At 33.8% G+C, this 22,612-nt stretch carries 19 protein-coding genes; 18 read left to right on the top strand and 1 reads right to left on the bottom strand.

The genetic code is table 11. From position 1 onward, the window contains the following. Window positions 1-210 precede the first annotated feature (210 nt). Window positions 211-2,253 (top strand): SpoIID/LytB domain-containing protein, encoded by a 2,043-nt coding sequence (locus tag ACH6EI_RS18955; RefSeq protein ID WP_394530580.1) that lies wholly within the window; start codon window positions 211-213, stop codon window positions 2,251-2,253. Between the two features lie 53 nt (window positions 2,254-2,306). On the opposite strand, the gene ACH6EI_RS18950 is transcribed toward ACH6EI_RS18955, so the two are convergent. Further along, window positions 2,307-2,765 (bottom strand): VanZ family protein, encoded by a 459-nt coding sequence (locus ACH6EI_RS18950; protein WP_325090466.1) that lies wholly within the window; start codon window positions 2,763-2,765, stop codon window positions 2,307-2,309. A 542-nt stretch (window positions 2,766-3,307) separates the two neighbouring features. Between ACH6EI_RS18950 and ACH6EI_RS18945 the strand changes: the two genes are divergently transcribed. From ACH6EI_RS18945 to ACH6EI_RS18865, 17 genes are all read left to right on the top strand, one after another. After that, window positions 3,308-4,075, top strand: a complete 768-nt coding sequence (locus ACH6EI_RS18945; RefSeq protein WP_394530581.1) for a tyrosine-protein phosphatase — start codon at window positions 3,308-3,310, stop codon at window positions 4,073-4,075. Window positions 4,076-4,387: 312 nt separating this feature from the next. Beyond that, window positions 4,388-5,281, top strand: a complete 894-nt coding sequence (gene galU, locus ACH6EI_RS18940; protein WP_394530582.1) for a UTP--glucose-1-phosphate uridylyltransferase GalU — start codon at window positions 4,388-4,390, stop codon at window positions 5,279-5,281. A gap of 19 nt (window positions 5,282-5,300) precedes the next feature. Next, complete coding sequence (locus ACH6EI_RS18935; protein ID WP_394530583.1) at window positions 5,301-5,987, top strand: sugar transferase; 687 nt, start codon at window positions 5,301-5,303, stop codon at window positions 5,985-5,987. A 46-nt stretch (window positions 5,988-6,033) separates the two neighbouring features. Beyond that, a complete protein-coding gene (locus ACH6EI_RS18930) occupies window positions 6,034-7,356 on the top strand; it encodes a UDP-glucose dehydrogenase family protein (protein WP_394530584.1) in 1,323 nt (440 codons plus the stop codon). Between the two features lie 38 nt (window positions 7,357-7,394). Then, complete coding sequence (locus tag ACH6EI_RS18925; protein WP_394530585.1) at window positions 7,395-8,159, top strand: WecB/TagA/CpsF family glycosyltransferase; 765 nt, start codon at window positions 7,395-7,397, stop codon at window positions 8,157-8,159. Between the two features lie 97 nt (window positions 8,160-8,256). After that, window positions 8,257-9,381: a glycosyltransferase family 4 protein gene (locus tag ACH6EI_RS18920; RefSeq protein WP_394530586.1), complete on the top strand. Its 1,125-nt coding sequence runs from the start codon at window positions 8,257-8,259 to the stop codon at window positions 9,379-9,381. Next, complete coding sequence (locus ACH6EI_RS18915; RefSeq protein ID WP_394530587.1) at window positions 9,368-9,880, top strand: acyltransferase; 513 nt, start codon at window positions 9,368-9,370, stop codon at window positions 9,878-9,880. The genes ACH6EI_RS18920 and ACH6EI_RS18915 overlap by 14 nt, the downstream gene beginning before the upstream one ends. Before the next feature lie 100 nt (window positions 9,881-9,980). Then, entirely contained in the window at window positions 9,981-11,159 is a 1,179-nt protein-coding gene (locus ACH6EI_RS18910) for a glycosyltransferase (protein WP_394530588.1), read from the top strand. A gap of 99 nt (window positions 11,160-11,258) precedes the next feature. After that, the gene (locus tag ACH6EI_RS18905) at window positions 11,259-12,518 is read left to right on the top strand and encodes a hypothetical protein (RefSeq protein ID WP_394530589.1); all 1,260 of its coding nucleotides are present in this window, start codon (window positions 11,259-11,261) and stop codon (window positions 12,516-12,518) included. 129 nt (window positions 12,519-12,647) lie between these two features. Continuing rightward, window positions 12,648-13,211 carry an acyltransferase gene (locus ACH6EI_RS18900; RefSeq protein ID WP_394530590.1) on the top strand — a complete coding sequence of 188 codons (564 nt, stop codon included), beginning with the start codon at window positions 12,648-12,650 and terminating at the stop codon, window positions 13,209-13,211. Window positions 13,212-13,267: 56 nt separating this feature from the next. Next, the gene (locus ACH6EI_RS18895; RefSeq protein ID WP_394530592.1) at window positions 13,268-14,746 is read left to right on the top strand and encodes a lipopolysaccharide biosynthesis protein; all 1,479 of its coding nucleotides are present in this window, start codon (window positions 13,268-13,270) and stop codon (window positions 14,744-14,746) included. Between the two features lie 114 nt (window positions 14,747-14,860). Beyond that, window positions 14,861-16,300: a glycosyl hydrolase gene (locus tag ACH6EI_RS18890; RefSeq protein WP_394530593.1), complete on the top strand. Its 1,440-nt coding sequence runs from the start codon at window positions 14,861-14,863 to the stop codon at window positions 16,298-16,300. Window positions 16,301-16,377: 77 nt separating this feature from the next. Beyond that, complete coding sequence (locus ACH6EI_RS18885) at window positions 16,378-17,763, top strand: sugar phosphate nucleotidyltransferase (RefSeq protein ID WP_394530594.1); 1,386 nt, start codon at window positions 16,378-16,380, stop codon at window positions 17,761-17,763. A 32-nt stretch (window positions 17,764-17,795) separates the two neighbouring features. Continuing rightward, window positions 17,796-18,803, top strand: coding sequence for a mannose-6-phosphate isomerase, class I (gene manA, locus ACH6EI_RS18880; protein WP_394530595.1), 1,008 nt, complete (start codon window positions 17,796-17,798; stop codon window positions 18,801-18,803). Next, window positions 18,763-20,511, top strand: coding sequence for a phospho-sugar mutase (locus ACH6EI_RS18875; protein WP_397377800.1), 1,749 nt, complete (start codon window positions 18,763-18,765; stop codon window positions 20,509-20,511). Before manA ends, ACH6EI_RS18875 begins: the two co-directional genes overlap by 41 nt. 132 nt (window positions 20,512-20,643) lie before the next feature. Next, a complete protein-coding gene (locus ACH6EI_RS18870) occupies window positions 20,644-21,396 on the top strand; it encodes a YveK family protein (RefSeq protein WP_394530598.1) in 753 nt (250 codons plus the stop codon). After that, window positions 21,386-22,096: a CpsD/CapB family tyrosine-protein kinase gene (locus ACH6EI_RS18865; RefSeq protein ID WP_279400977.1), complete on the top strand. Its 711-nt coding sequence runs from the start codon at window positions 21,386-21,388 to the stop codon at window positions 22,094-22,096. Before ACH6EI_RS18870 ends, ACH6EI_RS18865 begins: the two co-directional genes overlap by 11 nt. Window positions 22,097-22,612: the final 516 nt, after the last annotated feature.

The following is a 22,612-nucleotide window of genomic DNA, read 5'->3' as shown; positions in this document are numbered from 1 at the left end:
CTGAAGGAACTTTCTACTTTTCTATCAGGCTGTTGAGAAGATTTGTTCTCAACAGCCTTTTTTGGCGTAAAAGAACTCAATGATAATCGTTATACTCAGTCCCGAAGAAATATTTTTAAACAAACTTAGCTAAAAAGATTAAAAAATGTCGAAAGTCTGCCGATATAACGAAGGAAAACAGAAAAATAGACAAGGAGACAAGTAGACAGAATGAAAAAGATTTTACCCATTGTATTCATGTTAAGTTTACTGATTACGGTTAGCTATAGTGCTGCAAGTAAGCCTGTACAGGCAGCTGAAACAGAGCCGACGGTATCCGTGAAATTAAAAAATTATTTAGGCAATCAATCCAGTATTAAAATTAAGCCCTCGCAGTCCTATACGATTGCAGACAGCGAAGTAACGCTTCAAGCTAATACAGAGTACGAAGTAAAAGTAGCGGGGAGCAAAGTCAAACTACTGCATAACCAAGAAGCTCTTGGTGAATTCGATAGCTTCACTGCTAAACCATCTACATACGAAGCCTTCCTTTCTATTAATAACAGAAACTACTTAGGGAGCGTACAGTTTACCAACGAAAGCAGCAAATATGTCAGACCCATCAATACAATTCCAATGGAAGATTATTTAAAAGGCGTTGTTCCAAAAGAAGTATATACGTCTTGGCATGCTGATGCGTTAAAATCTCAGGCCGTTGCTGCGAGAACATACGCATTAAGCTATGCAAGTAAAATCATTGATGATACAACAAGCTTTCAGGTATACGGAGGATATGAATGGTACAACAGTACCAGCAGCGCAGTTGATGAAACGTTTGGAAAAGTATTAAAGTACAACGGGGCGTTAATTAATTCTGTGTTTTCTTCAAGCAACGGCGGAATCATTGAATCTGATTATAATGCATGGGGAAAAGCTTCTCATCCTTACTTCCAAGTGAAAACTGATCCGTATGATCCTCAAACAAAATGGTCATTAACAGTTCAAAAACAGCAAATTGACCTATCTACAAAAGATTTGAAAAACCCAAATTCATGGTGGAGTCAAACAAAAGAAGCGGATGAAAAAATTGCAGGAAAAATTAAAGCACAAATGCAAACAGCGACTCAATTTAAAGGAAAAGACATTAAAATTGTAGGCATTTCTAAAATTAGCCTTTATCAGCCAACGTCAGGTCAGCGTATGAGCAAAGGAGATATCAGCGTAACCTACGTAATGAAAGGCGAAGTAGATCAAGACAACAAGCTTGCGGTTAAAACATGGAGTCGAACTGGAGATAAAGCAGATAACATTCGATTTATGCTTGATGGCATCCGCTTTAAAAGTTTGATGGTGACTAATCAAAAGGCAGATACCCAAATCATTACTATTGAAGGAAAAGGAAACGGGCATGGAGTCGGTTTAAGTCAATTCGGAGCAAATTCCATGGCTGCTCAAGGAAAATCATATACGGATATACTAAACTTTTACTATCCAGGCGTAAGCCTAGTCTCTCATTACGAGGACAAATACCCTAAAATTACTATTCCAAATCCAGCTCAAGTAGATCTAATCAAGGCTGGCGATAGTAAACTATCAGGAACAGCTGAACCTAATTCAACCATCTACGTAAAAGTATGGCCGGATGTCATTGCGACAGGAAAAACAGACGCTGCAGGAAACTTTTCGTTTGACGTGCCAACACAACAAGCAGGAACGATGCTCCACGTACTAGTGAAAGGTCAAGGCGGCTACAGTACGTACACAAAAATTTATGTACAGTCTGATTCAGCCCCTGAAGCAGCAAAAGTAAATGAGTTAAGTGAAGGTGATACAAAACTAACGGGAACAGCAGAGCCGAACTCGACGATCTATGTAAAAGTATGGCCAGATACCATCGCGACAGGAAAAACGGATAATGCAGGAAACTTTTCGATTGCAATTCCAAAGCAGCCGACGGGCAGACAGCTTCACGTATTAGTAAAAGGCCAAAGCGGCTATAGTACCTACACAAAACTATTTGTGCAAACGGATCAGGCGCCGGAAGCAGCAAAAGTTAATGCCATTTCAAGCGAGGATACGAAACTTACAGGAAGTGCCGAGCCAAACTCAACAATTTATGTAAAAGTATGGCCAGATATCATTGCGACGGGAAAAACAGATAATGCAGGAAACTTTTCAATTACGATTCCAAAGCAAAAATCTGGAACACTTCTGCACGTGTTAGTGAAAGGCCAAGGCGGCTACAGCACCTATGCGAAAGTGACGGTAAAATAAAAGAATACGAGATTTTCAGCATAAAAAAAGCATGCGATTGGCATGCTTTTTTCTTACTTTGGTACTCTTACATTCGTTCTTCTCGCCCGATATAACAAATATAAAGCAATGGCTGCACCTAGTGAATCAACAGCTACATCTGTGATACGTCCATCCCGGCCGATAATAAACGCCTGATGCACTTCATCTAAAAATGCAAACGCAGCTACACATAGCCATGCTTTTATGTAACGATAGCTCTGCTTTTTTAAATTCCAGTAAAAAAGTAAGCCTAGCATGCCGAAAAAAGAAAGGTGGGCAATTTTTCGTACAATGAACTCAACGTTAAAGCCGTAGCTGTAGGCTGTGAAAAACTCACTGCCAGGGTGCAGTACAGACCAAAGCGTAGCGCTGTGATCCCAAACGGATGAATTCGTCCAGCTAGAAGGGTCCATTACCTCTAAATGCGGAGTGTGGGAGAACTTTGAGATAGATAATAGCAAAAGAACTAATAACACACGTTTTAAAATCATAAAAATACTCTTTTCTCTACAAAATTTTCACTTAATGATAAAAAAAGATGGTGAAAAATGCAAGGAATTAGTTAGAGTATATGACTCCATTGAGCCTTATTAACTACATAATAATTAGGTTAAATTAACTATTTATCGATTTTGTTTTCAATAAAAAAGCAATATTAAAGGCAATGGTTGCGTTTTCAATATAATGAACAAAAAATCGTATTTTTATCAGAAATTTAAAAATAAATAATTCTCTAGGCTCAATAAATACAAGGGTTTCGCTGATAGAATAGGTTTCGTGGAGTTAATTGGAATAAAATTCTTTTAAATGAAAATAGATCTAATTATTATAAAAAATTAGTATACAGTTATAACGTTTATCATGATAATAAAAGACTATTTCAGATACAAAAAACGTCATAATAAGAAGAAATTTAGTCATTTGATAATTTTCGACAAAATAAGACATTGAAGGGTTAATATGCCTATGGTAGTATTTCATAAGTATAAACTAGTTCATATAGCTTATTTGGAGGAAAAGGAGGAAATAAAAAATGATTGATCTTCACTGTCACATTTTGCACGGTATCGACGACGGTGCTAAAACCATAGAAGACAGCTTACAAATGGGCAAACAAGCAGTAAGTGAAGGGATTCATACGATTGTTGCAACTCCTCACCATCAAAATGGCCAATACATAAATGAAAAAAACGAAATTATACAGCGAGTGGAACGATTAAACACGCATCTGCATCAAGAAAATATCCCTCTTACGATATTACCAGGTCAAGAGTCTCGTATATATGGAGAGATTATCAAAGACTATCAAGATGGTAAAATACTCACTTTAAATCAAACAGATAAATACCTGTTTTTAGAACTGCCGTCCAGCCAAGTGCCGAAATTCACGGAAAATTTAGTCTACAATATTCAGTCGGAAGGGTTAACACCTATTATTGTTCATCCTGAGCGAAACAGCCGGCTTATAGAAGATCCCAATATTTTATATAACCTTGTAAACAAAGGAGTTCTTACTCAAATTACCGCATCCAGCTTAACAGGAAGGTTCGGCAAAAAAATTAAGAGATTTTCTATGGATTTAATTCAAGCTAACTTAACTCATATGATTGCTTCTGACGCACACAATCTATCAGGAAGAAACTTCTACATGCAAGAAGCAAGCGAGTTGATTTCATCTGAATACGGAATTGACACGTTATATATGTTTTATGAAAATGCAGAAGCTGTTATAAAAGGCTACGTTTGTTTTCAAGATACGCCCGAGCAAGTGAAGAAGAAAAAGTTTTTAGGAATTTTTTAAAAGACAGAATTCCTGACAACTTTCTTCTTTTTTTAGTGAGGATGGATTAATATTCAATAAAAGTTACAAATATTAAAAAATGGTGATATCTCCTAACCACTATCAAAGGAGATACTCGGCTGTACTGTGGGTGCTCAAACACCTTAGACACGATTGTTGTCAAGAGTATGGTGTGAGGACGGGTTAGATGCCCAAAATTTAATTGTGTAAATACTTATGAAAGAACTGTATATGTACAGCGTTTCCATAAGTATTTACATCTTGTACATACCTAAATCAGTAAAAAAAGAGAGAATGAGGGATGATGAATTGATGAAAAAAGTAAAAAAAGCAATTATTCCAGCAGCAGGACTTGGAACACGCTTCCTGCCGGCTACAAAAGCAATGCCAAAAGAAATGCTTCCAATTGTTGATAAACCGACGATTCAATACATCGTTGAAGAAGCAATTGCTTCAGGAATCGAAGACATTATTATCGTAACAGGTAAAGGCAAAAGAGCGATTGAAGATCATTTCGACTTTGCACCTGAGCTGGAGAATAATCTAGTTTCAAAAGAGAAGTTTGATATTTTAGAAAAAGTACAGCAATCATCGAACGTAGAAATTCATTACATTCGTCAAAAAGAACCAAAAGGGTTAGGGCATGCAGTATGGTGTGCACGTAAGTTTATTGGAGACGAACCTTTTGCTGTGCTGCTTGGTGATGACATTGTACAAGCGGAAACACCATGTCTTCGCCAGCTGATGAATGAATATGAACAAACGTTGTCTTCAGTAATCGGCGTTCAAACGGTGCCTGATAATCAAACGCACCGCTACGGAATTATTGATCCGGTTTCAAACGACGGCCGTCGCCATCAAGTAAATACGTTTGTCGAAAAACCGGCAGCTGGTACGGCTCCTTCGAATCTAGCAATTATGGGACGCTACGTATTTACACCTGAAATCTTTAAGTTTTTAGAAGAGCAAGAAGTAGGAGCCGGCGGTGAAATTCAATTAACGGATGCCATTCAAAAATTAAATGAAATTCAACGCGTATTTGCTTATGACTTCGAAGGAAGACGCCATGATGTGGGTGAAAAATTAGGTTTTATTGAGACTACCATAGAGTTTGCTTTACAGCATAAGGATTTAAGGGAAGATTTGTTAAATGTTATGAACGAAATAGTAAAAAAAGAATTAAATACGTTCGTTGAATTAAAATGAAGTATGAGGGGAGTAACGTATGACACAAATTGCCAAAAAAAAAGCAACCCTCAAGACGCATGCATCCCAGAATTTTGATGAACTTATCGGTAATGAAAGCTTAGTTTACTTAGTACCTAAGAGAACATTAGATATTATAGGTTCTTTAATAGGTATAATTTTATTATCTATTGTATTTATATTGGTAGCATTTGCTATAAAAATAGAGGATCCAAAAGGACCGGTATTTTTTTCTCAAGAGAGAATAGGGAAAAAAGGTAAAATTTTTAAAATGTACAAATTTAGGTCTATGGTTACTGATGCTGAAACGAAGTTAGCAGAACTTCTTCAGTTAAACGAGACCACAGGAGCTATGTTTAAAATGAAAAATGACCCTAGAGTTACAAGGATAGGAAGATTAATTCGTAAAACTAGTGTTGATGAATTACCGCAGTTATTTAATGTATTAAAGGGAGAGATGAGTCTAGTTGGACCACGTCCTCCTCTTCCGAGAGAAGTAGCAGAGTATACGAATTATGACAAAAAACGGTTAATTGTAACGCCTGGGTGTACAGGTATTTGGCAAGTAAGTGGAAGAAGCAATATAGGATTCAAAGAAATGGTTGAATTGGATTTGTACTATATCAAAAATCAATCTATTTTTATGGATGTTAAAATAATCTTTAAAACAATCGTACTTTTATTTGGGTCTAAAAATGCATTTTAAGGAGTATTTTTTGCATTAAATTATAAATTTTACAATGGAGGTATTTATGAAGATTTCAGTGATTGGAACAGGGTATGTAGGTTTAGTTACTGGTGTTTGCTTATCAGAAATTGGACATTTTGTTACTTGTATTGATATAGATCATAAGAAAGTAAACATGATGAAACAAGGGATTTCACCGATATATGAGCCAGGTCTAGAAGATTTAATGAAAAAAAATATTAAAGATGGCCGTCTTAAATTTTCAAGTAATCACAAAAGTAGTTTTATGAATAGTGATGTTATTTACATCGCAGTGGGGACTCCTCAAAAAGCAAATGGAGAAGCTGATCTAACTTATATAGAAGAGGCTGCTAAAAGCATAGCGTATTATATTAATAGTGACACAGTAGTTATTACAAAAAGTACTGTGCCAGTTGGGACTAATGATTATATTAGAAATATAATCATTAAAAATTTATCTAATGATGTGAAAGTAAGTGTAGTTTCTAATCCAGAATTCTTGAGGGAAGGTTCAGCAGTAAAAGATACATTCAATGGTGATCGGATTGTCATTGGTGCCGATAATAAAGAAGCAGCTGACTTTGTAGAGGGAATCTATAAAAATCTTGATATACCAGTGTTTAAAACAGATATTAGAAGCGCAGAAATGATTAAGTATGCTTCAAATGCTTTTCTTGCTACAAAAATTAGCTTCATTAACGAAATTGCTAATATTTGTGAGAAAGTAGGAGCTGATATTGAAGATATCGCGATAGGGATGGGTCAAGATAAACGTATTGGAACAGATTTTTTGAAAGCAGGTATTGGTTATGGAGGGTCATGCTTTCCTAAAGATACAAATGCTTTAGTACAAATTGCAGGAAACAATGAACATAACTTTGAACTTTTAAAATCGGTTATTAAAGTAAATAATAATCAGCAAAAAACTTTGGTTGATAGATTAGTAAATCGTTTCGATGAACTTAAAGGTAAACGTATTGCTATACTAGGCATCGCTTTTAAACCTAATACAGATGATATTAGAGAGGCTGCCTCTATAGTGATAATCAATGAACTTGCCAAGCTAGGAGCAGACATAATTGCTTATGATCCTATCGCAATTGGAAATGCTAAAAAGATATTACCAAAAGAAATAAGCTATGCTTCTTGTGTAAATGATGCTTTATCTGATGCTGATGCTGCTTTAATCTTAACTGAATGGGAAGAAATCAAAGAGATCAACCTTTCAAAACTTTCAAATACTATGAAAGAGCCAATTTTATTTGATGGACGAAATTGCTTTTCTTTAGAAGAGGTTAGAGTAAGTAACGTTGAGTATCATTCTATTGGACGTCCATCCTTAGAAAGAAAACTAGCTGCCCTTTAAAAAAATTTTTCTAATAAAAATAAGTGAGGCTTTCAAGCATGGAAAGAGAAAAGATTGATATTTTCGGCGTGAATTTTGATAATTTAGATATGGATAATGCGGTACAAGCTATTAATAGTTTAATTACTAGAAATAAAAAGGAAAACTCTACGAGTTTCGTTGTAACTCCCAACGTAGACCATTTAGTTAATATCAATAAAAATAAAGACTTCAAAAAAGTATATGAAAAGGCTAGTCTAAAATTAGTAGACGGCATGCCTATAGTGATTTTGTCAAAACTATTTAAAAAGCCATTTAAATCGAAAGTTTCTGGTGCGGATTTAACACCGAAACTGTTTGAATTAGCACGAATTGAAAATCATAGACTCTTTATTTTTGGTTCACAACCAGGAGTTGCGGACAGAGTTGCAAAAATGTATAAAGAGAAATTTGGAGATACCTTTTGCATCGATACTTATTCTCCTCCTTTTGGTTTTGAAAAGGATCCTATCGAGCTTAAACGTTGTATAGATAAAATAAATGATTTTGCACCTGATTTGTTACTGGTATCACTTGGATCACCTAAAGGAGAATTCTTTATTCATAACAATTCTCATTTATTAAAAGTTCCTGTGAGCATTCAAGTAGGTGCTGCTATTGATTTTATGGCAGGGACAGTTAAAAGAGCTCCATTATGGATGCAAAAGCTTTCTTTAGAGTGGTTTTATAGATTTATTAAAGAACCAAAAAGAATGTTTAAACGTTATTTTGTAAATGATATGTATTTTATGAAATTAATTGTTGAAGAGATAAGAAAAAAATGATTGAGCTTTTATAATAGAAGATAAGTTATTAAGTAGTTGTAAAAAGCTTTTTCAGGATGAACTCATTTACTAAAAATTATGAAAGTGGCGAAGTAAGGTGAATTCAGAAAAACAAAAAAATATTAAAGTGGTGATGGTAGGTTCTAGCCTGAAAGTTAAAGGCGGAATGACTACGGTAGTAGAATCTTTCTTGCAACACAAGTTTGAAGAAGGTATTACACTAAAATATATTCCAACTCATATAGAAACTAAAAATAATTTGTATAAAAAATTATTTTTTTTGAAAGGGTTAGTTCAGCTAATAAATGAATTAATTTTTGGAAAAGTAGAAATAATTCATATGCATATGTCGGAAAGAGGAAGCTTTAGTAGGAAATACATTATCTTCAAATTATCTAAGTTATTTAATAAAAAGGTAATTACTCATACACATGGTGCGGAGTTCGAAGAATTCTACAATCAAAGTGATGAACAATTAAAGGGGAAAATAAATAAATTACTAAAAGAATCTGATACAGTAATTACACTAGGAGAAAGCTGGAATAATATAATTAAAAGAATAGAAAATGAATCAAATACTTTCATATTAAGAAACTCTGTTCCCATTCCAGTCAAACAAAACGAACTCAATGATAAAACAATAAAAATATTATTTTTAGCCGTTTTGATAAAAAGAAAAGGTATTTTAGATTTAATAGAAGCCTCAAAAAAGATAATCAAAGAACTTGAAGCTAAAAATAAACAAGTAGAATTTATTATTGCGGGTGATGGTGAACTTGAAAGTTCCTCAAAGGCATTAGTAGAAAAACTAGGGGTAAGTAAACACTTTAGATTTGTAGGATGGGTTAACAATGAACAAAAGCAGGAACTTTTAAAGGAATCAGATGTATTTGTATTACCATCTTATAACGAGGGCTTACCTTTATCTATATTAGAGGCTATTAGTTATGGAATGCCTGTGATTTCCACAAATGTAGGTAGTATCAATGAAGCCGTTAAAAATGAAGAAAATGGATATCTTATAAATCCTGGTGACAAAGAAAAGTTAGCAGATTCTACAATTAAACTTGTAACTGATTCTAATTTTAAACATATGGGTCAAGCTTCTAGAAAAGTAGCGGTAGATCTGTTTGATATTAATAGTTATTTTAAAACGGTAGAAAATCTCTATTTATCCCTAGATCAAAGGAAGACATTAGGTAGCTCACATGGGACTAAGTAATTTATTAATGAAATTAAAATTAATAAGATTAAAAAAAAGAGGCTTGAAAATCGGGGAAAATTGTAAAATATATGATGCACATATTGATTATGGCCACTGCTTCTTAATAGAAATAGGTAATGAAGTTACTATTACCAATAGTTCTATTCTTGCTCACGATGCTTCAACAAAACAAAGTTTGGGAAAAACAAAAGTTGGAAGAGTAGTGATAGGGGATAGAGTATTTATAGGATGGGGAAGTACAGTCTTACCAAATGTTAAAATCGGAAAAGATGTTATAGTAGCTGCTGGAAGTATTGTGAATAAAGACATACCTGATGGAGTCATAGTAGCTGGAGTTCCAGCTGAAATAATTGGTAAAACTAGCGATTACATTGAGAAGAATAGATTATTAATGAATGAAGTACCTGTTTTTTCAAAACCTTGGGATCAGAAGACAGAAAATGAAATGAAGGAAATGTACGAAAAGTTAGAGAATAATATAGGCTTTGATGAGTAAAAACTATAAGCAAAATTAAATTGATGTAATTTTATTACTTTTGAATTATATCAATAAAGCAAAAAAGGTGCTGAACCTTAAATTAGTTGGCGGTGAGACTTTGAAAGAGAATATTGCATTTATTATACCTGCTTTAACGGGCGGGGGCGCTGAAAGAGTTGTAGCAAATTTAACTAAAGGTATCTCAGATGACTATAAAAAGTATATAGTTATATATCATGATACGGAAAATATGTATGAACACAATGGAAATATAATTAATTTGAATATTGGTTCATCTAATAATCTAATAGGTAAATCTTTTAATACAATGCGTAGAATCATTGCTCTAAAAAAATTTAAGAATAAATACAAAATAGATAAATGTATAAGTTTCTTGGATAATCCTAATACAATTAATGTTTTATCAAGAAGTAATGAAAAGTTATTTGTTTCTATTCGAAACCATCAATCCAAAGAATTTAATGGAATGACAAAAAAATTACACGCATTAATAGTGAAAAAGATTTATGCAAAAGCTAATAAGATAATTGCAATTTCTCAAGGAGTAAAATTAGATTTAATAAACAATTTTCATATAGATCCTAAGAAAATTGAAATTATATATAACCCTGTAGATATAGAAAGAATCTCTAATCTTAAAGAAGAATCATTAGAAGAAAGATACCAAACTATTTATAAAAACCCTACCGTTATTACAGTAGGTAGGCTTACATACCAAAAAGGGCAGTGGCACTTAATCAGATCATTTAAAAAGGTTGTCGGAAAAATTCCTAATGCTCAACTAATTATATTAGGAACAGGAAGTTTAGAAAAAGAGCTGAAAACTTTAATAAATGATTTGGGTTTGTCTAAAAACATTCATTTAATAGGTTTTCAGGAGAATCCATTTAAGTTTATTTATAATGCAGACTTATTTGTGTTACCTTCCTTATTCGAAGGTCTAGGAAATGTTATCTTAGAAGCAATGGCTTGTGGAACACCTATTATTTCGACAGATTGTAAATCTGGACCAAGAGAGATATTAGCCCCATCAACGACTTTAAGCACTGAAATAGATAAATTCAAAATTGAAGAGTATGGAATTTTAACCCCTGTATTTAAGGGAGGAATCCTAGGTGCAAAAGATCAAATAGTACCTGAAGAAACTGAACTAAGTGAAGCCATAGTATTATTATTGAAAGATGATAAACTAAGAGGTGAATTGAAAAATAAATCAATTAAAAGAGTAAATGAGTTTAGTTTTAAAAATATTTCCCAAAAATGGTTGGATTTATAGACACATTTACAATACGTGTTTAATCTAGACGAAAAATACATCAAATTAAAATAGTAATCTTACCGGTGTAAGATTAAATTATACTGTGAGGATTAACAAATGAAGCAAAAAAATTTAGCCTCTGATACTATTATAGAAGATAGGTATTTAAGACTACAAAATGGTTTTATATATATATTAATTATTTATACTTTTTTGTACTCCAATGTTGTAAGGTCAATGCTTACGAATTTAGTTCATGTTAATTTATTGTATTCCTTCTTGCCTACGCTTTTAATAATCGGATATTACTTGTACTTCTTTAAAAAGGCAAGTAAATTTGTTATCTATATTTTTTCATTTATATTTTTACTTAATATGACCAGTGTATTTTATTATCATATTGAAGTATCAAGATTTTATAGGTTTTTGTATTCAATTTTGATACCGCTTCTTCTGGTGGGAATACACCTAGAAAAACCAAAGTATACTATAAAAAAGTTTTTGTTATTATATAATATAGTAATAATAATTAATGTAATTTACGGAGTTATGGATTTTATTTCAGGTAAAAAATTACAAATGATGCTAGCTAACTTATTATATAATACTAACTATTATACTAGTATAAATTGGGATATTCAAAGTCAAGTCTACCGGCTTTTTTCTATTCTAGGGCATCCTCTTACTAATATGTTTTTAATAGTTATTTTTATAGGCGTAAACCTTGCTTATAATTATTATTATAAGGAGAAAGCTAGTGTACCTATGTATATTATTTATGGTACCACTATTTTAGGGACACTGGTTTGCAATAGCAAATTTGGTATAATTATTGTCTGCGCTACCTTGCTTTCTATTATAATGGTAGGAAGTAATAAAGGTAGAAATTTAGTTCTCTTACTCATAACTTCAATTAGTATACTAAGTATTGGACCAATCAAACAAAATGTCGTCCAACGATTCCTAATGGCTTCTGAAAGTGGAGATCTTAGTAATGGTAGATTATCAGCTTTAGATTATTTATCAGATAGTAACGTACCACTGCCTCATCTTTTTACTGGAGGGGGAATGGGCGCATCTGATTCTTTGTTACAGTCGGTAAGCGATTTGAATAATATTGAAATGCCTTTTGTAATGTACATGTACGACTATGGAATCTTAGTCACCATATTAATTTATATAATATTCTGTTTATTTCCAATTATTATCTTTGTAAAAAATAAACACTTTTATCTATGTTATATTTATACGTTAATTTTTGTTTTTGCAAACTCTTATAATGGAATGGCTGTAAGTATCGGTATTACTCAAATCTTAACTTTTGTAGCGATGCTATTAATTAATATGTCTAATAAATTAAAGAAACAAATAGATTAAATTCTAAGTTTATATGTACCTAATCTTTAATTGACTAATTCTAATTCAGTTTCTTATTATACAAAAATTATAACTATCAAAAAGCTAATTAAATTAAAATTTAATTAGCTTTTTTTGGAGGGAGAATATATGAGAGATAAGCTCAAGCTTTTTTATTATAAGCTGTATAAATATTTTGGGAATAAACATACTTATTGTAATGATATTGCAATTAGGGAGGCAAAGCTAAGAGGAGTAAAAGTCGGTACAAATTGTAGATTTTTTTGTACAAACTTTTCTTCTGAGGAATATTTAATTGAAATTGGAAATCATGTAACCATTACTAATGGAGTACAATTCATTACTCATGACGGTGGAGCGTGGGTTTTAAGAGGACTGGATGAAAAATACAAATATACTAATATTATTGGCAAAATTGAGGTAGGAAATAACGTATTTATAGGAATGAATGCAATTATACTACCAGGAATAACGATAGGGGATAATTGTATTGTCGCTGCAGGAAGTATAGTAACAAAAAGTATTCCTTCTAATTCCATAGTAGGTGGAAATCCAGCAAAATTGATTTGCAAATTAGATGATTATATTACAAAAAATAAACATACCCTTATAGATACAAAACAATATACTGAGAGTGAAAAAAAAGCTTTTATATTAAATAATTTAGATGAGCTAGTTCTTAAAGCGAAATAACTTTCTAAAGGTATTTACTCAAAGTTTAAACAAGTGAAAAAGGACTGGATTCTATTATGAGAAAAAGTAGTTCAATCTTTTACTTAGTAAGCAGCATAGTATCGGGCATTTCAGGTTTTATACTTATTAGTATGCTTACTAAGAACTTTCTACCTGAAGAGTACGGATATTATTCTCTTATAATTACTACAGTAAGTCTGGCGACGACTGTATTAATTGGGTGGATATCTCAATCTTTAATTAGATTTTATGAAGAATTTGCAAATGAACAAAAGGGAAATTATGTGATTAACACAATAATTTTCACAACAATAATTGTAAACATAATAATACTATTGATAATTATGTTGGTAGTATTTTTTACAAAAGGAAGCAATATTGGAGATTATATCGGAAATTTTCTGACAGTATCATTTTTATTTTTTGTTTCTGAAAGTTTTTATCTTATATTGGGGACTATTCTTAGAGCTAAAAATAATTCTAAATTATATTCAATAAGTGTTATTCTCTATACTGTTTTTAAGCTCATCATAACTATAGTTTATGTTATGCAACATGGAAAAAATATTAGCAGTATTATTTATTACTATAGTATGTCAGGAGTAATTGTAAGTATTTTGATATTTTTAACACAAATAAAAAATATTAGAATAAGTATCAAATATTTTTCAACTACTATACTTGTTGATTTTTTTAAATATGGTATACCCTTAATTGGTCTTTCTGCGATGCAATGGATAATGGCGTCCTCAGATCGTTATATTATTGGAATATTTCGAAATTCTAAGGAAGTAGGTATATATTCTTTATCGTACTCCTTAGCAAACAATATTTTCAGTATATTGACAACGTTTCTCTTATTGAGTGCTTATCCTAAGATAATATCATCGATGAATAAACATGGTAAAGTAGGAGCTGCAAAGTCTATAAGTGATCAACAAAGATATTATTTTCTTATCATAATACCTCTATTTGCAGGTATTACGGCGTTGTCTAAAGATTTAATTTTATATATTAGTTCTTCTGAATACTTAGAAGGCCGAATGACTTTAATAATTTCCGCACTAGGAATGGTTATATATGGTATAACTTTTTATTATAATAAAACATGGGAACTATCTAAAGATACAAAAAAAATATTTTTACATGCTCTGTATTCTGGAGTAATTAATATATTATTAAACATAATATTGGTTCCCCGATATGGATATGAAGCGGCCGCATATACTACATTATTTGCTTATATAATGTATTTATTTATTACTGTGTATCGCTCAAACAAAGAAATGAAAATACCTTTAAAAATCAGGTCTATTTTTAAAATTGTTTTAAGTTCTCTTATTATGTATATATCTGTGTACGTGTATTGTGAAAATGTTAATGTAAAAATTTTACACTTAATCATATCTGCAATAATAGGAAGCGTAGTTTATACAGCTTTATTAGCGATTCTGGGTGAAATTTCAAATGAAATTAAAGTTATAAAAACTTCTATAAATAAATTAATATACAAGTCGAATAGATATTCTAAATAAAACTCTATTTTTTAAATAATAAACCAGTTTATTTTTTATATTTTACCATATTAGTGTTTGTAAAGTTTTTATCATTAGAGAATGCTTTTTAGAGTTAATAGAGGAGGATAACATTTGAAGTTTAAGTTAAATGTAATTATATTCTCTCTGACTTTAGCTTTAATCGTGGGGCTTGCAATTAATACTTTAAGAAGTACTGAATATAATGAAGTTTTTGAAGCTGAAGAAGCTAAATTATCTGGGGTTGAGGTTGATAATAAAATTAAGAATTACTCTGGCGAAGGCTATGTTACTAAATTTAACAAATCAGATGATAATATTGTATTTGACGTAAATGTACCTCGGCAAGGAATATATAATATCAGTATTAAATATTATATCCCCAAAGCCTCTGGTGAGAAATATACATTAATTAATGTAAATGGAGATTATTTAAGGAAATTTTCTTTACCCGCACTAAATACTTTCCAGGAAATTTCAGTGGGGAATTTTTCTCTTGAAAAGGGAAAAAATAATATTATGCTTATTTCCGAATGGGGTTTTTACAATATAGATTATATTAGAATTCAGGATTTCCCAGTGAAAGGTAAATCAACTATAAATGATGAACTTGTAAATAAAAAGGCTAACAATGAAACAAAAAAACTTATGAAATTTTTAGTTAGTATTCAAAAAAGTCGCATTCTTTCTGGGCAGCAAGGTCTAAAGGAAGTCGAATGGATAGATGAGCATTTAGGAAAAAAGCCAGCTGTTGTAGGTTTTGACTTTAGGGATTATTCTCTTTCTCGGGTAAGGCGAGGAGTAAAGTCAAATGAGACAGAAGAAGCAATAAAATGGCATCAAGAAGGAGGCATAGTAAGCTTTAGCTGGCATTGGAATGCACCTAAGGATTTAATAGATGAGCCAGGAAAGGAATGGAGCGAGGGTTTTCGAACAAAAGCAACCACCTTTAACATCCAATATGCTTTATCACATCCAACGTCAGAAGATTATAAGTTATTATTAAAGGATATAGATGCAATTGCCTTGCAATTAAAAAAATTACAACAAGCAAATGTTCCTGTACTATTCCGTCCATTACATGAAGCAGAAGGTGGATGGTTTTGGTGGGGAGCAAAAGGTCCAGAACCAGCTAAAGAGCTTTACCGCCTTATATACGATAGAATTACTAACTATCATAAAATAAATAATGTAATTTGGGTTTGGAATTCCAGTTCTAAAGAATGGTATCCAGGAAACAAATACGTAGATATCGTTAGTTACGATTCGTATCCAGATGCGGGTGATTATAGACCTCAAATTGAAAAATATGCTGAATTAATGTCACTAGTACATGATAAAAAGCTAGTAGCATTATCTGAAAATGGACCTATTCCTGACCCGGATTTGCTAAAAGAATATCAGGTTAATTGGAGTTGGTTTTTAACTTGGCAGGATAAGTTTTTAAAAGATGGCAAGACTAACAGCTTGGAACATTTATCTGACGTTTATAATAATGATTATGTAATAACATTAGATAAGCTTCAAAAATACAAAGTGTATAATTCAAAGTAAGTGAAGTAACCATTAAGGGCTGAGGAGTTAAGTTTAAATAACGAAGGTATATAAAATGAAAAATAGGGGGTAACAATTTGAAATTAATTTTATTGTCTGGTGGTTCAGGTAAGCGTCTGTGGCCTTTATCAAATGATTCTCGATCGAAGCAATTTTTAAAAGTATTAGAAGGCAAAAGTGAAGATAGAAGTTTAGAATCTATGGTTCAACGAGTCTGGAAGCAAATCACTAATGTAGGCTTAGCGAATTCAACAGTTATTGCAACAGGAAAATCACAGGAAGATATGATTAAAAGCCAGCTTGATAATCAAGCTGGCTTAATTATTGAGCCTTGTCGGAGAGACACGTTTCCAGCCATTGCATTAGCAGCTACTTATGTATATAGCGTTCAAAAAGCAGAATTAGATGAAGTGGTAGCTATTTTACCAGTAGATCCATATGTGGACGATAAATTTTTTGATAGGGTCAAAGATTTAGAGAAAGTTGTACAGGAAAGTAATGCTCAGCTTGCTCTAATCGGTGTTACTCCTACTTATCCATCATCTAAATATGGGTATATTGTTCCTAATTCTGAAAAAAGTAATAAAGAACATTTTACAGTAAATCGCTTTACTGAAAAGCCGAATGAAGAGCAAGCTATGTGTCTAATTGGAGAAGGAGCTTTGTGGAATTGTGGAGTGTTTGCTTTTAAGCTGGGATATGTAATTTCAATTCTTGAGGAAAAAGGATTCCCCACTGAATATGAAAAATTATTAAACCAATATGCAACACTTCCTAAGATTAGTTTTGATTATGAGGTAGTAGAAAAAACAGAAAATATTGTTGCGCTTCCTTATAATGGTTATTGGAAAGATCTAGGGACTTGGAACACGTTAACGGAGGAAATGGCAACAACTCAAATTGGTAAGGGTGTTATTAGTAAAGACAGTAAGAACATTCATTTAATTAATGAATTAGATATTCCAGTTACGGTAGTAGGTGCAACAGATTTAATTGTAGCAGCTAGTCCAGATGGAATTTTAGTATCTGACAAAGAAGCTAGTCCTCGAATTAAAGAATTAGTAGGGGAATTTGATAACCGCCCTATGTATGAAGAAAGACGTTGGGGATGGTATCGAGTACTTGACTATACAAAACTAGAGGGTGAAAAAGAAGTATTAACAAAAAGAGTTTGCATTACTTCAGGAGAAAATTTAAGTTACCAGCTCCATGATTATAGAAATGAGACATGGACTATTATTAAAGGAAAAGGCGAATTAATTTTAAATGATCGAATGCAGATAGTCAAACCAGGCGATGTTATACAAATTCAAGCTGGAGATAAGCATGCAGTTAAAGCTATTACTGACTTAGAAATTATTGAAGTGCAGATGGGTTCTCAACTAATTGAAGAAGATATTGTAAGGTTGTTTATGACTTGGGAAGAAATTCAAGACTATGTACTTAAAGTTAAAAAAATCTAGGTAACATGTAAAGTAGAGGAGATGCAAGAAAGTTGAAAAAGCCTATTTTTCTAGAAACATTATTTCAAGAGAGGATTTGGGGGGGAGACAGATTAAGTAAGGTCTATGGCTATCGAACTCCCTCTAATCAAACCGGGGAATGTTGGGCAATTTCAGCTCATCCGAATGGTCCGAGTGTTGTACGGGAAGGGGATTATACGGGCAAAACGATAAGCGAGCTTTGGGATGAGTATCCAGAGATATTTGGACATTTCGATAGCGAAAAATTCCCTCTATTAACTAAAATTTTAGATGCGAACGAAGATTTATCGATTCAGGTTCATCCAAATGATGAATATGCAAATGAATTTGAAAACGGCGAGTTTGGAAAAACAGAGTGCTGGTATATTTTAGATTGCGAAGAAGGTGCCACAATGATTTTGGGGCACCGTGCACAAAGTAAAGAAGAATTTATGAATATGGTGGATGAAGGTCACTGGAATGATTTATTACAGCGTGTAAAAATCAAGCCCGGTGACTTTTTCTATGTTCCTAGCGGTACGATTCACGCGCTTTGTAAAGGTACGCTTGTACTTGAAACCCAGCAGAGCTCAGACACAACCTATCGCGTTTATGACTACAATCGTCGTGATCAGAACGGGAACCTGCGTGAGCTGCACTTGGAAAAGGCAATTGAAGTCACGACCGTTCCCCACATCACATCAAAAGTGGAGCCTGCGTTTATAAAAATGAGCGGTGGATCCATCGTTACGTTTGTAGAAGAAGATTATTTTACGGTCTACAAATGGGATGTGAAGACGGAAATGGAATTGATGCAAGATGCACATTTTCTATTAGCCAGCGTTATTGAAGGAAAAGGAACGCTTTGTACGGAAGACGGAGAATACGCTTTGCAAAAAGGTGATCACTTTATCCTCCCAAATCATGTAGATTCCTTCACCATAAAAGGAACCCTTCAGCTTATTGCATCTCATCCGAACCATAAAGGAGGTCAACATCATGAATTGGAAAACACAGCTAGACAAATGGCTAACATTTAATGCGCTTGATGCCGAGTTAAAAGAAGAGCTCCTTATAATGAAAGAAGATGACAAACAAGCAGAAGACGCATTTTATAAAAATCTGGAATTCGGTACGGGCGGCATGCGCGGAGAGCTTGGAGCTGGAACGAACCGTTTGAATGTATACATGGTAAGAAAAGCAACGGAAGGCCTTGCGTGTTATATAGAAGAAAGTGGAGAACAAGCAAAGAAAAAGGGTGTAGTTGTTGCTTATGATTCTCGTCATAAATCCCCTGAATTTGCTTTGGAAGTCGCAAAAGTGCTGGGGCAGCATGGAATTAAAACCTATGTATTTGATGAGCTTCGTCCAACGCCTGAGCTTTCTTATGCGGTGCGTTATTTAAATGCATTTGCGGGAATCGTCATTACCGCAAGCCATAACCCACCTGAATATAACGGCTATAAAGTGTATGGCGAAGATGGCGGTCAGCTTCCGCCGGCAGCTGCGGATAAGATTATTTCACATATGAATCGTGTTGAAAATGAGTTATCGATTTCTGTAAAAGAAGAGCAAGAGCTTTTAGCAGAAGGATTATTAACGTATATAGGAGCGGAAGTGGACGCTGCTTATACAGAGGACTTAAAAACAATTCAATTAAATCGTAAGCTTGTTGAAGAAGCAGGAAATGAGCTGAAAATTGTTTTTACTCCTTTGCATGGTTCGGGAAATAAGCCGGTTCGTGAAGGACTAAAGGCATTTGGATTTACTAACGTAACGGTGGTAAAAGAGCAGGAGCTTCCAGATCCTGATTTTTCGACTGTACAGTCACCGAATCCGGAAGAGCACGCGGCTTTTGAACTGGCCATCGGATACGGAAAAGAAATAGATGCCGATCTTTTAATGGCAACTGATCCCGATGCGGATCGCCTTGGCGTTGCTGTGAAGGATGGCAGCGGGGAGTATGTCGTTTTAACAGGCAATCAGCTGGGGGCGCTGATGCTTCATTACTTGTTGATTCAAAAGAAAGAACAAGGCGTGCTGCCTGAAAACGGAGCGGTTGTGAAAACAATTGTAACTTCAGAAATTGGCCGTGCCATTGCTTCGAGCTTCGATTTAAAAACATTTGATACGTTAACAGGATTCAAATTTATTGGCGAAAAAATTCATGAATTTGAAAGCAGCGGCGACTATCAATTTCAATTTGGCTATGAAGAAAGCTACGGCTATTTAATTGGAGATTTTGTACGTGATAAAGACGCGGTCCAATCAGCTGTGTTTGCAGCCGAAGTCGCGGCTTATTACAAAGCTCAAAGAAAGTCTCTTTATGACGGCTTGCTTGATATTTTCAGCAAATACGGGTATTACAAAGAATCACTTCGCTCTATTACGCTAAAAGGAAAAGACGGAGCGGAGCAAATTCAAAAGCTAGTTGATGCGTTTCGAGTGAATCCAGTTAAAGAACTGGGAGAAATCGCCGTTACATGTATCGAGGACTATCAATCAGGTGAGCGCGTGCATGTAAAAGAAGATAAGACTGAGTCTATGCCGTTTCCTGTCTCCAATGTACTAAAGTATCATTTTGAAGACGGCACGTGGTTTACGATTCGTCCGTCTGGAACAGAGCCGAAAGCGAAGTTCTATTTTGGTGTGAAGAAAGAATCATTGAGTCAAAGTGAGAAGTATTTAAGAAAAATTGAACAAATAGTCATGGAAAGAGTAAAAAAACCGATTGCGGTGTCGATATAAAGATTGAAAGTAAAAGTAAGAAATGTAAGGATTTCATTTAATTTACAGAAGAATATAGTAAATTTAGGTTTTGTCAATTATAATGAATAGTAGATTGAATTTTTTTGAAGTTACTAAGTTCGGAGGTCAACTATGGAAGAGAATATTAGTTTGCGAGACTTGTTTGCAGTGCTTCGTAAGCGTCTTTGGCTTATTGTACTCATTACCATTATCGCAGCAACTGTAAGTGCCGTAATTAGCTTTTTTGTTTTAACGCCTGTGTACGAGTCGAAAACGCAGATTTTAGTCAATCAAGCAAAAAATGATCAGCAATTATATAGTAATCAAACCGTTCAAACGAACGTGCAGCTTATTAACACGTACAATGATATTATTACAGGTCCGGCCATTTTGGACAAAGTGATTAAAGAATTGAGGCTTGATGAATCTGTTGCAGATTTAAGCAGTAAAATTCAAGTAACAAATGCCAAGGACTCTCAAGTAGCAGAGATTGTCGTACAAGATACAAGTGCGAAGCGTGCAGCTGACATTGCAAATACAACGGCTTCTGTTTTTCAAAAACAAGTGCCTAAGCTTATGAACGTGGACAATGTAAAAGTGCTGTCAAAAGCAGCGCTTGGCGAAAACCCAAGCCCTGTGAAACCTCAGCCTTTATTAAACGTTGCAATTGCTATTGTTGTTGGTTTGATGGTAGGTGTGGGTCTATCGTTCTTACTGGAATACTTGGATAATACGTTAAAAACAGAGCAGGATATCGAAAACATTTTAGAACTTCCTGTTATGGGAGTTATTACAACGATTAAAGATGTACCAAAAGCAACCAACGTACAGCGTCCGGATTTAACTGCTCGCGTACCGCAAAGAGGTGAGACGTTTGGCTCGTAAAACGAAAGAGCAAAGAAATGATAAAATGCTGACGTTAAAAAGACGTCTGCTCGCTCATAACAGCCCGAAAGATCCGGTGGCTGAGCAGTATCGTACGATTCGTACAAACATTCAGTTTTCAGGAACGGACGAAGAGATTAAATCTCTTTTACTGACTTCGAGCGGACCTTCTGAAGGAAAGTCCACAACAGCTGCTAACTTAGCTGCTGTTTATGCACAGCAGGGCTTGAACGTGCTGCTTATCGATGGAGATTTGCGAAAGCCAACGGCACACTACACGTTCCGTCTCGAAAATCATACGGGTCTTACCAACGTGTTAACGAGACAGTCAGCGCTTGGACAAGCGGTTCAAAGTACGGAAGTGCCGAATCTTTACGTCTTAACGAGTGGCCCGATTCCTCCCAATCCTTCTGAGCTTCTTGCTTCTAAGCAAATGGGAGAGGTGCTTGCTGAGATGAAGGAGCGATTTGATATGGTTATTTTTGATACACCGCCGATTTTAGCCGTAGCAGATGCTCAAATTTTAGCCAATCAAGTAGATGCTTCTCTTTTAGTTGTAAGCAGTTCAAAAACGGAAAAAGATGCAGCGTTAAAAGCAAAAGAATTGCTAACGCAGGCAAAGTCGAAATTGCTTGGAGCGGTTCTTAATAATCGTAAAATGGAAGAAGGAAATTATTACTACTATTATGGAAGTAATTAACCTAATTTCTTAAATAACAGGCAGACTTTTTGATAAGGCGTCGAAACCAAAGCGGTTTCGGCGCCTTATTTTTGTTTGCTGTTTTTCAGGCCTTTTTTAGGTTCTGAAAAGCTTCTTTTTTGGCTTAAAAGGTGTTCTGTTCCTAATTTTCCCTTAGCAATTTATATAAGGAAAGAAAGTGTTACATTTACTGAGGTAGAAATTTCGACAAAAAAAGACATAGAAATACTTACTGTAATGTGCTAATATGAATATTGCTTTTGTTAGGTCTTAAGGCATATGAAAGAAAGATGAAAATTTCATTATTATTTTAATTTGACACCTTTTTCCTATATGCATCCAGACTTATTACTTGATAAGATGGATGAAATTACGCTTAAAATAGCCATGTCAGAAGGTCTGACATACTGAAACGTGTTATTTTTCGTTTTAATATACGTAATGGCGTACTGAGGAAAAAGATATATTACTATATGTGTAGAAAAAAAGCACGTTTTGTAAAAGAAAAGATAGCTA

Source organism: Priestia sp. JSM ZJ58, assembly GCF_044383985.1.
GTDB lineage: Bacteria > Bacillota > Bacilli > Bacillales > Bacillaceae_H > Priestia > Priestia zanthoxyli.
The sequence above is the reverse complement of the archived record's forward strand: the minus strand, read 5'-3'. Positions and strand labels throughout refer to the sequence as shown.

What these genes read in the sequence shown, in the direction of transcription:
- ACH6EI_RS18955 (WP_394530580.1), top strand. Translation starts at nt 211, where the DNA reads ATGAAAAAGATTTTACCCATTGTATTCATGTTAAGTTTACTGATTACG.
- ACH6EI_RS18950 (WP_325090466.1), bottom strand. Translation starts at nt 2,765, where the DNA reads ATGATTTTAAAACGTGTGTTATTAGTTCTTTTGCTATTATCTATCTCA.
- ACH6EI_RS18945 (WP_394530581.1), top strand. Translation starts at nt 3,308, where the DNA reads ATGATTGATCTTCACTGTCACATTTTGCACGGTATCGACGACGGTGCT.
- galU (WP_394530582.1), top strand. Translation starts at nt 4,388, where the DNA reads ATGAAAAAAGTAAAAAAAGCAATTATTCCAGCAGCAGGACTTGGAACA.
- ACH6EI_RS18935 (WP_394530583.1), top strand. Translation starts at nt 5,301, where the DNA reads ATGACACAAATTGCCAAAAAAAAAGCAACCCTCAAGACGCATGCATCC.
- ACH6EI_RS18930 (WP_394530584.1), top strand. Translation starts at nt 6,034, where the DNA reads ATGAAGATTTCAGTGATTGGAACAGGGTATGTAGGTTTAGTTACTGGT.
- ACH6EI_RS18925 (WP_394530585.1), top strand. Translation starts at nt 7,395, where the DNA reads ATGGAAAGAGAAAAGATTGATATTTTCGGCGTGAATTTTGATAATTTA.
- ACH6EI_RS18915 (WP_394530587.1), top strand. Translation starts at nt 9,368, where the DNA reads ATGGGACTAAGTAATTTATTAATGAAATTAAAATTAATAAGATTAAAA.
- ACH6EI_RS18905 (WP_394530589.1), top strand. Translation starts at nt 11,259, where the DNA reads ATGAAGCAAAAAAATTTAGCCTCTGATACTATTATAGAAGATAGGTAT.
- ACH6EI_RS18900 (WP_394530590.1), top strand. Translation starts at nt 12,648, where the DNA reads ATGAGAGATAAGCTCAAGCTTTTTTATTATAAGCTGTATAAATATTTT.
- ACH6EI_RS18895 (WP_394530592.1), top strand. Translation starts at nt 13,268, where the DNA reads ATGAGAAAAAGTAGTTCAATCTTTTACTTAGTAAGCAGCATAGTATCG.
- ACH6EI_RS18875 (WP_397377800.1), top strand. Translation starts at nt 18,763, where the DNA reads ATGAATTGGAAAACACAGCTAGACAAATGGCTAACATTTAATGCGCTT.
- ACH6EI_RS18870 (WP_394530598.1), top strand. Translation starts at nt 20,644, where the DNA reads ATGGAAGAGAATATTAGTTTGCGAGACTTGTTTGCAGTGCTTCGTAAG.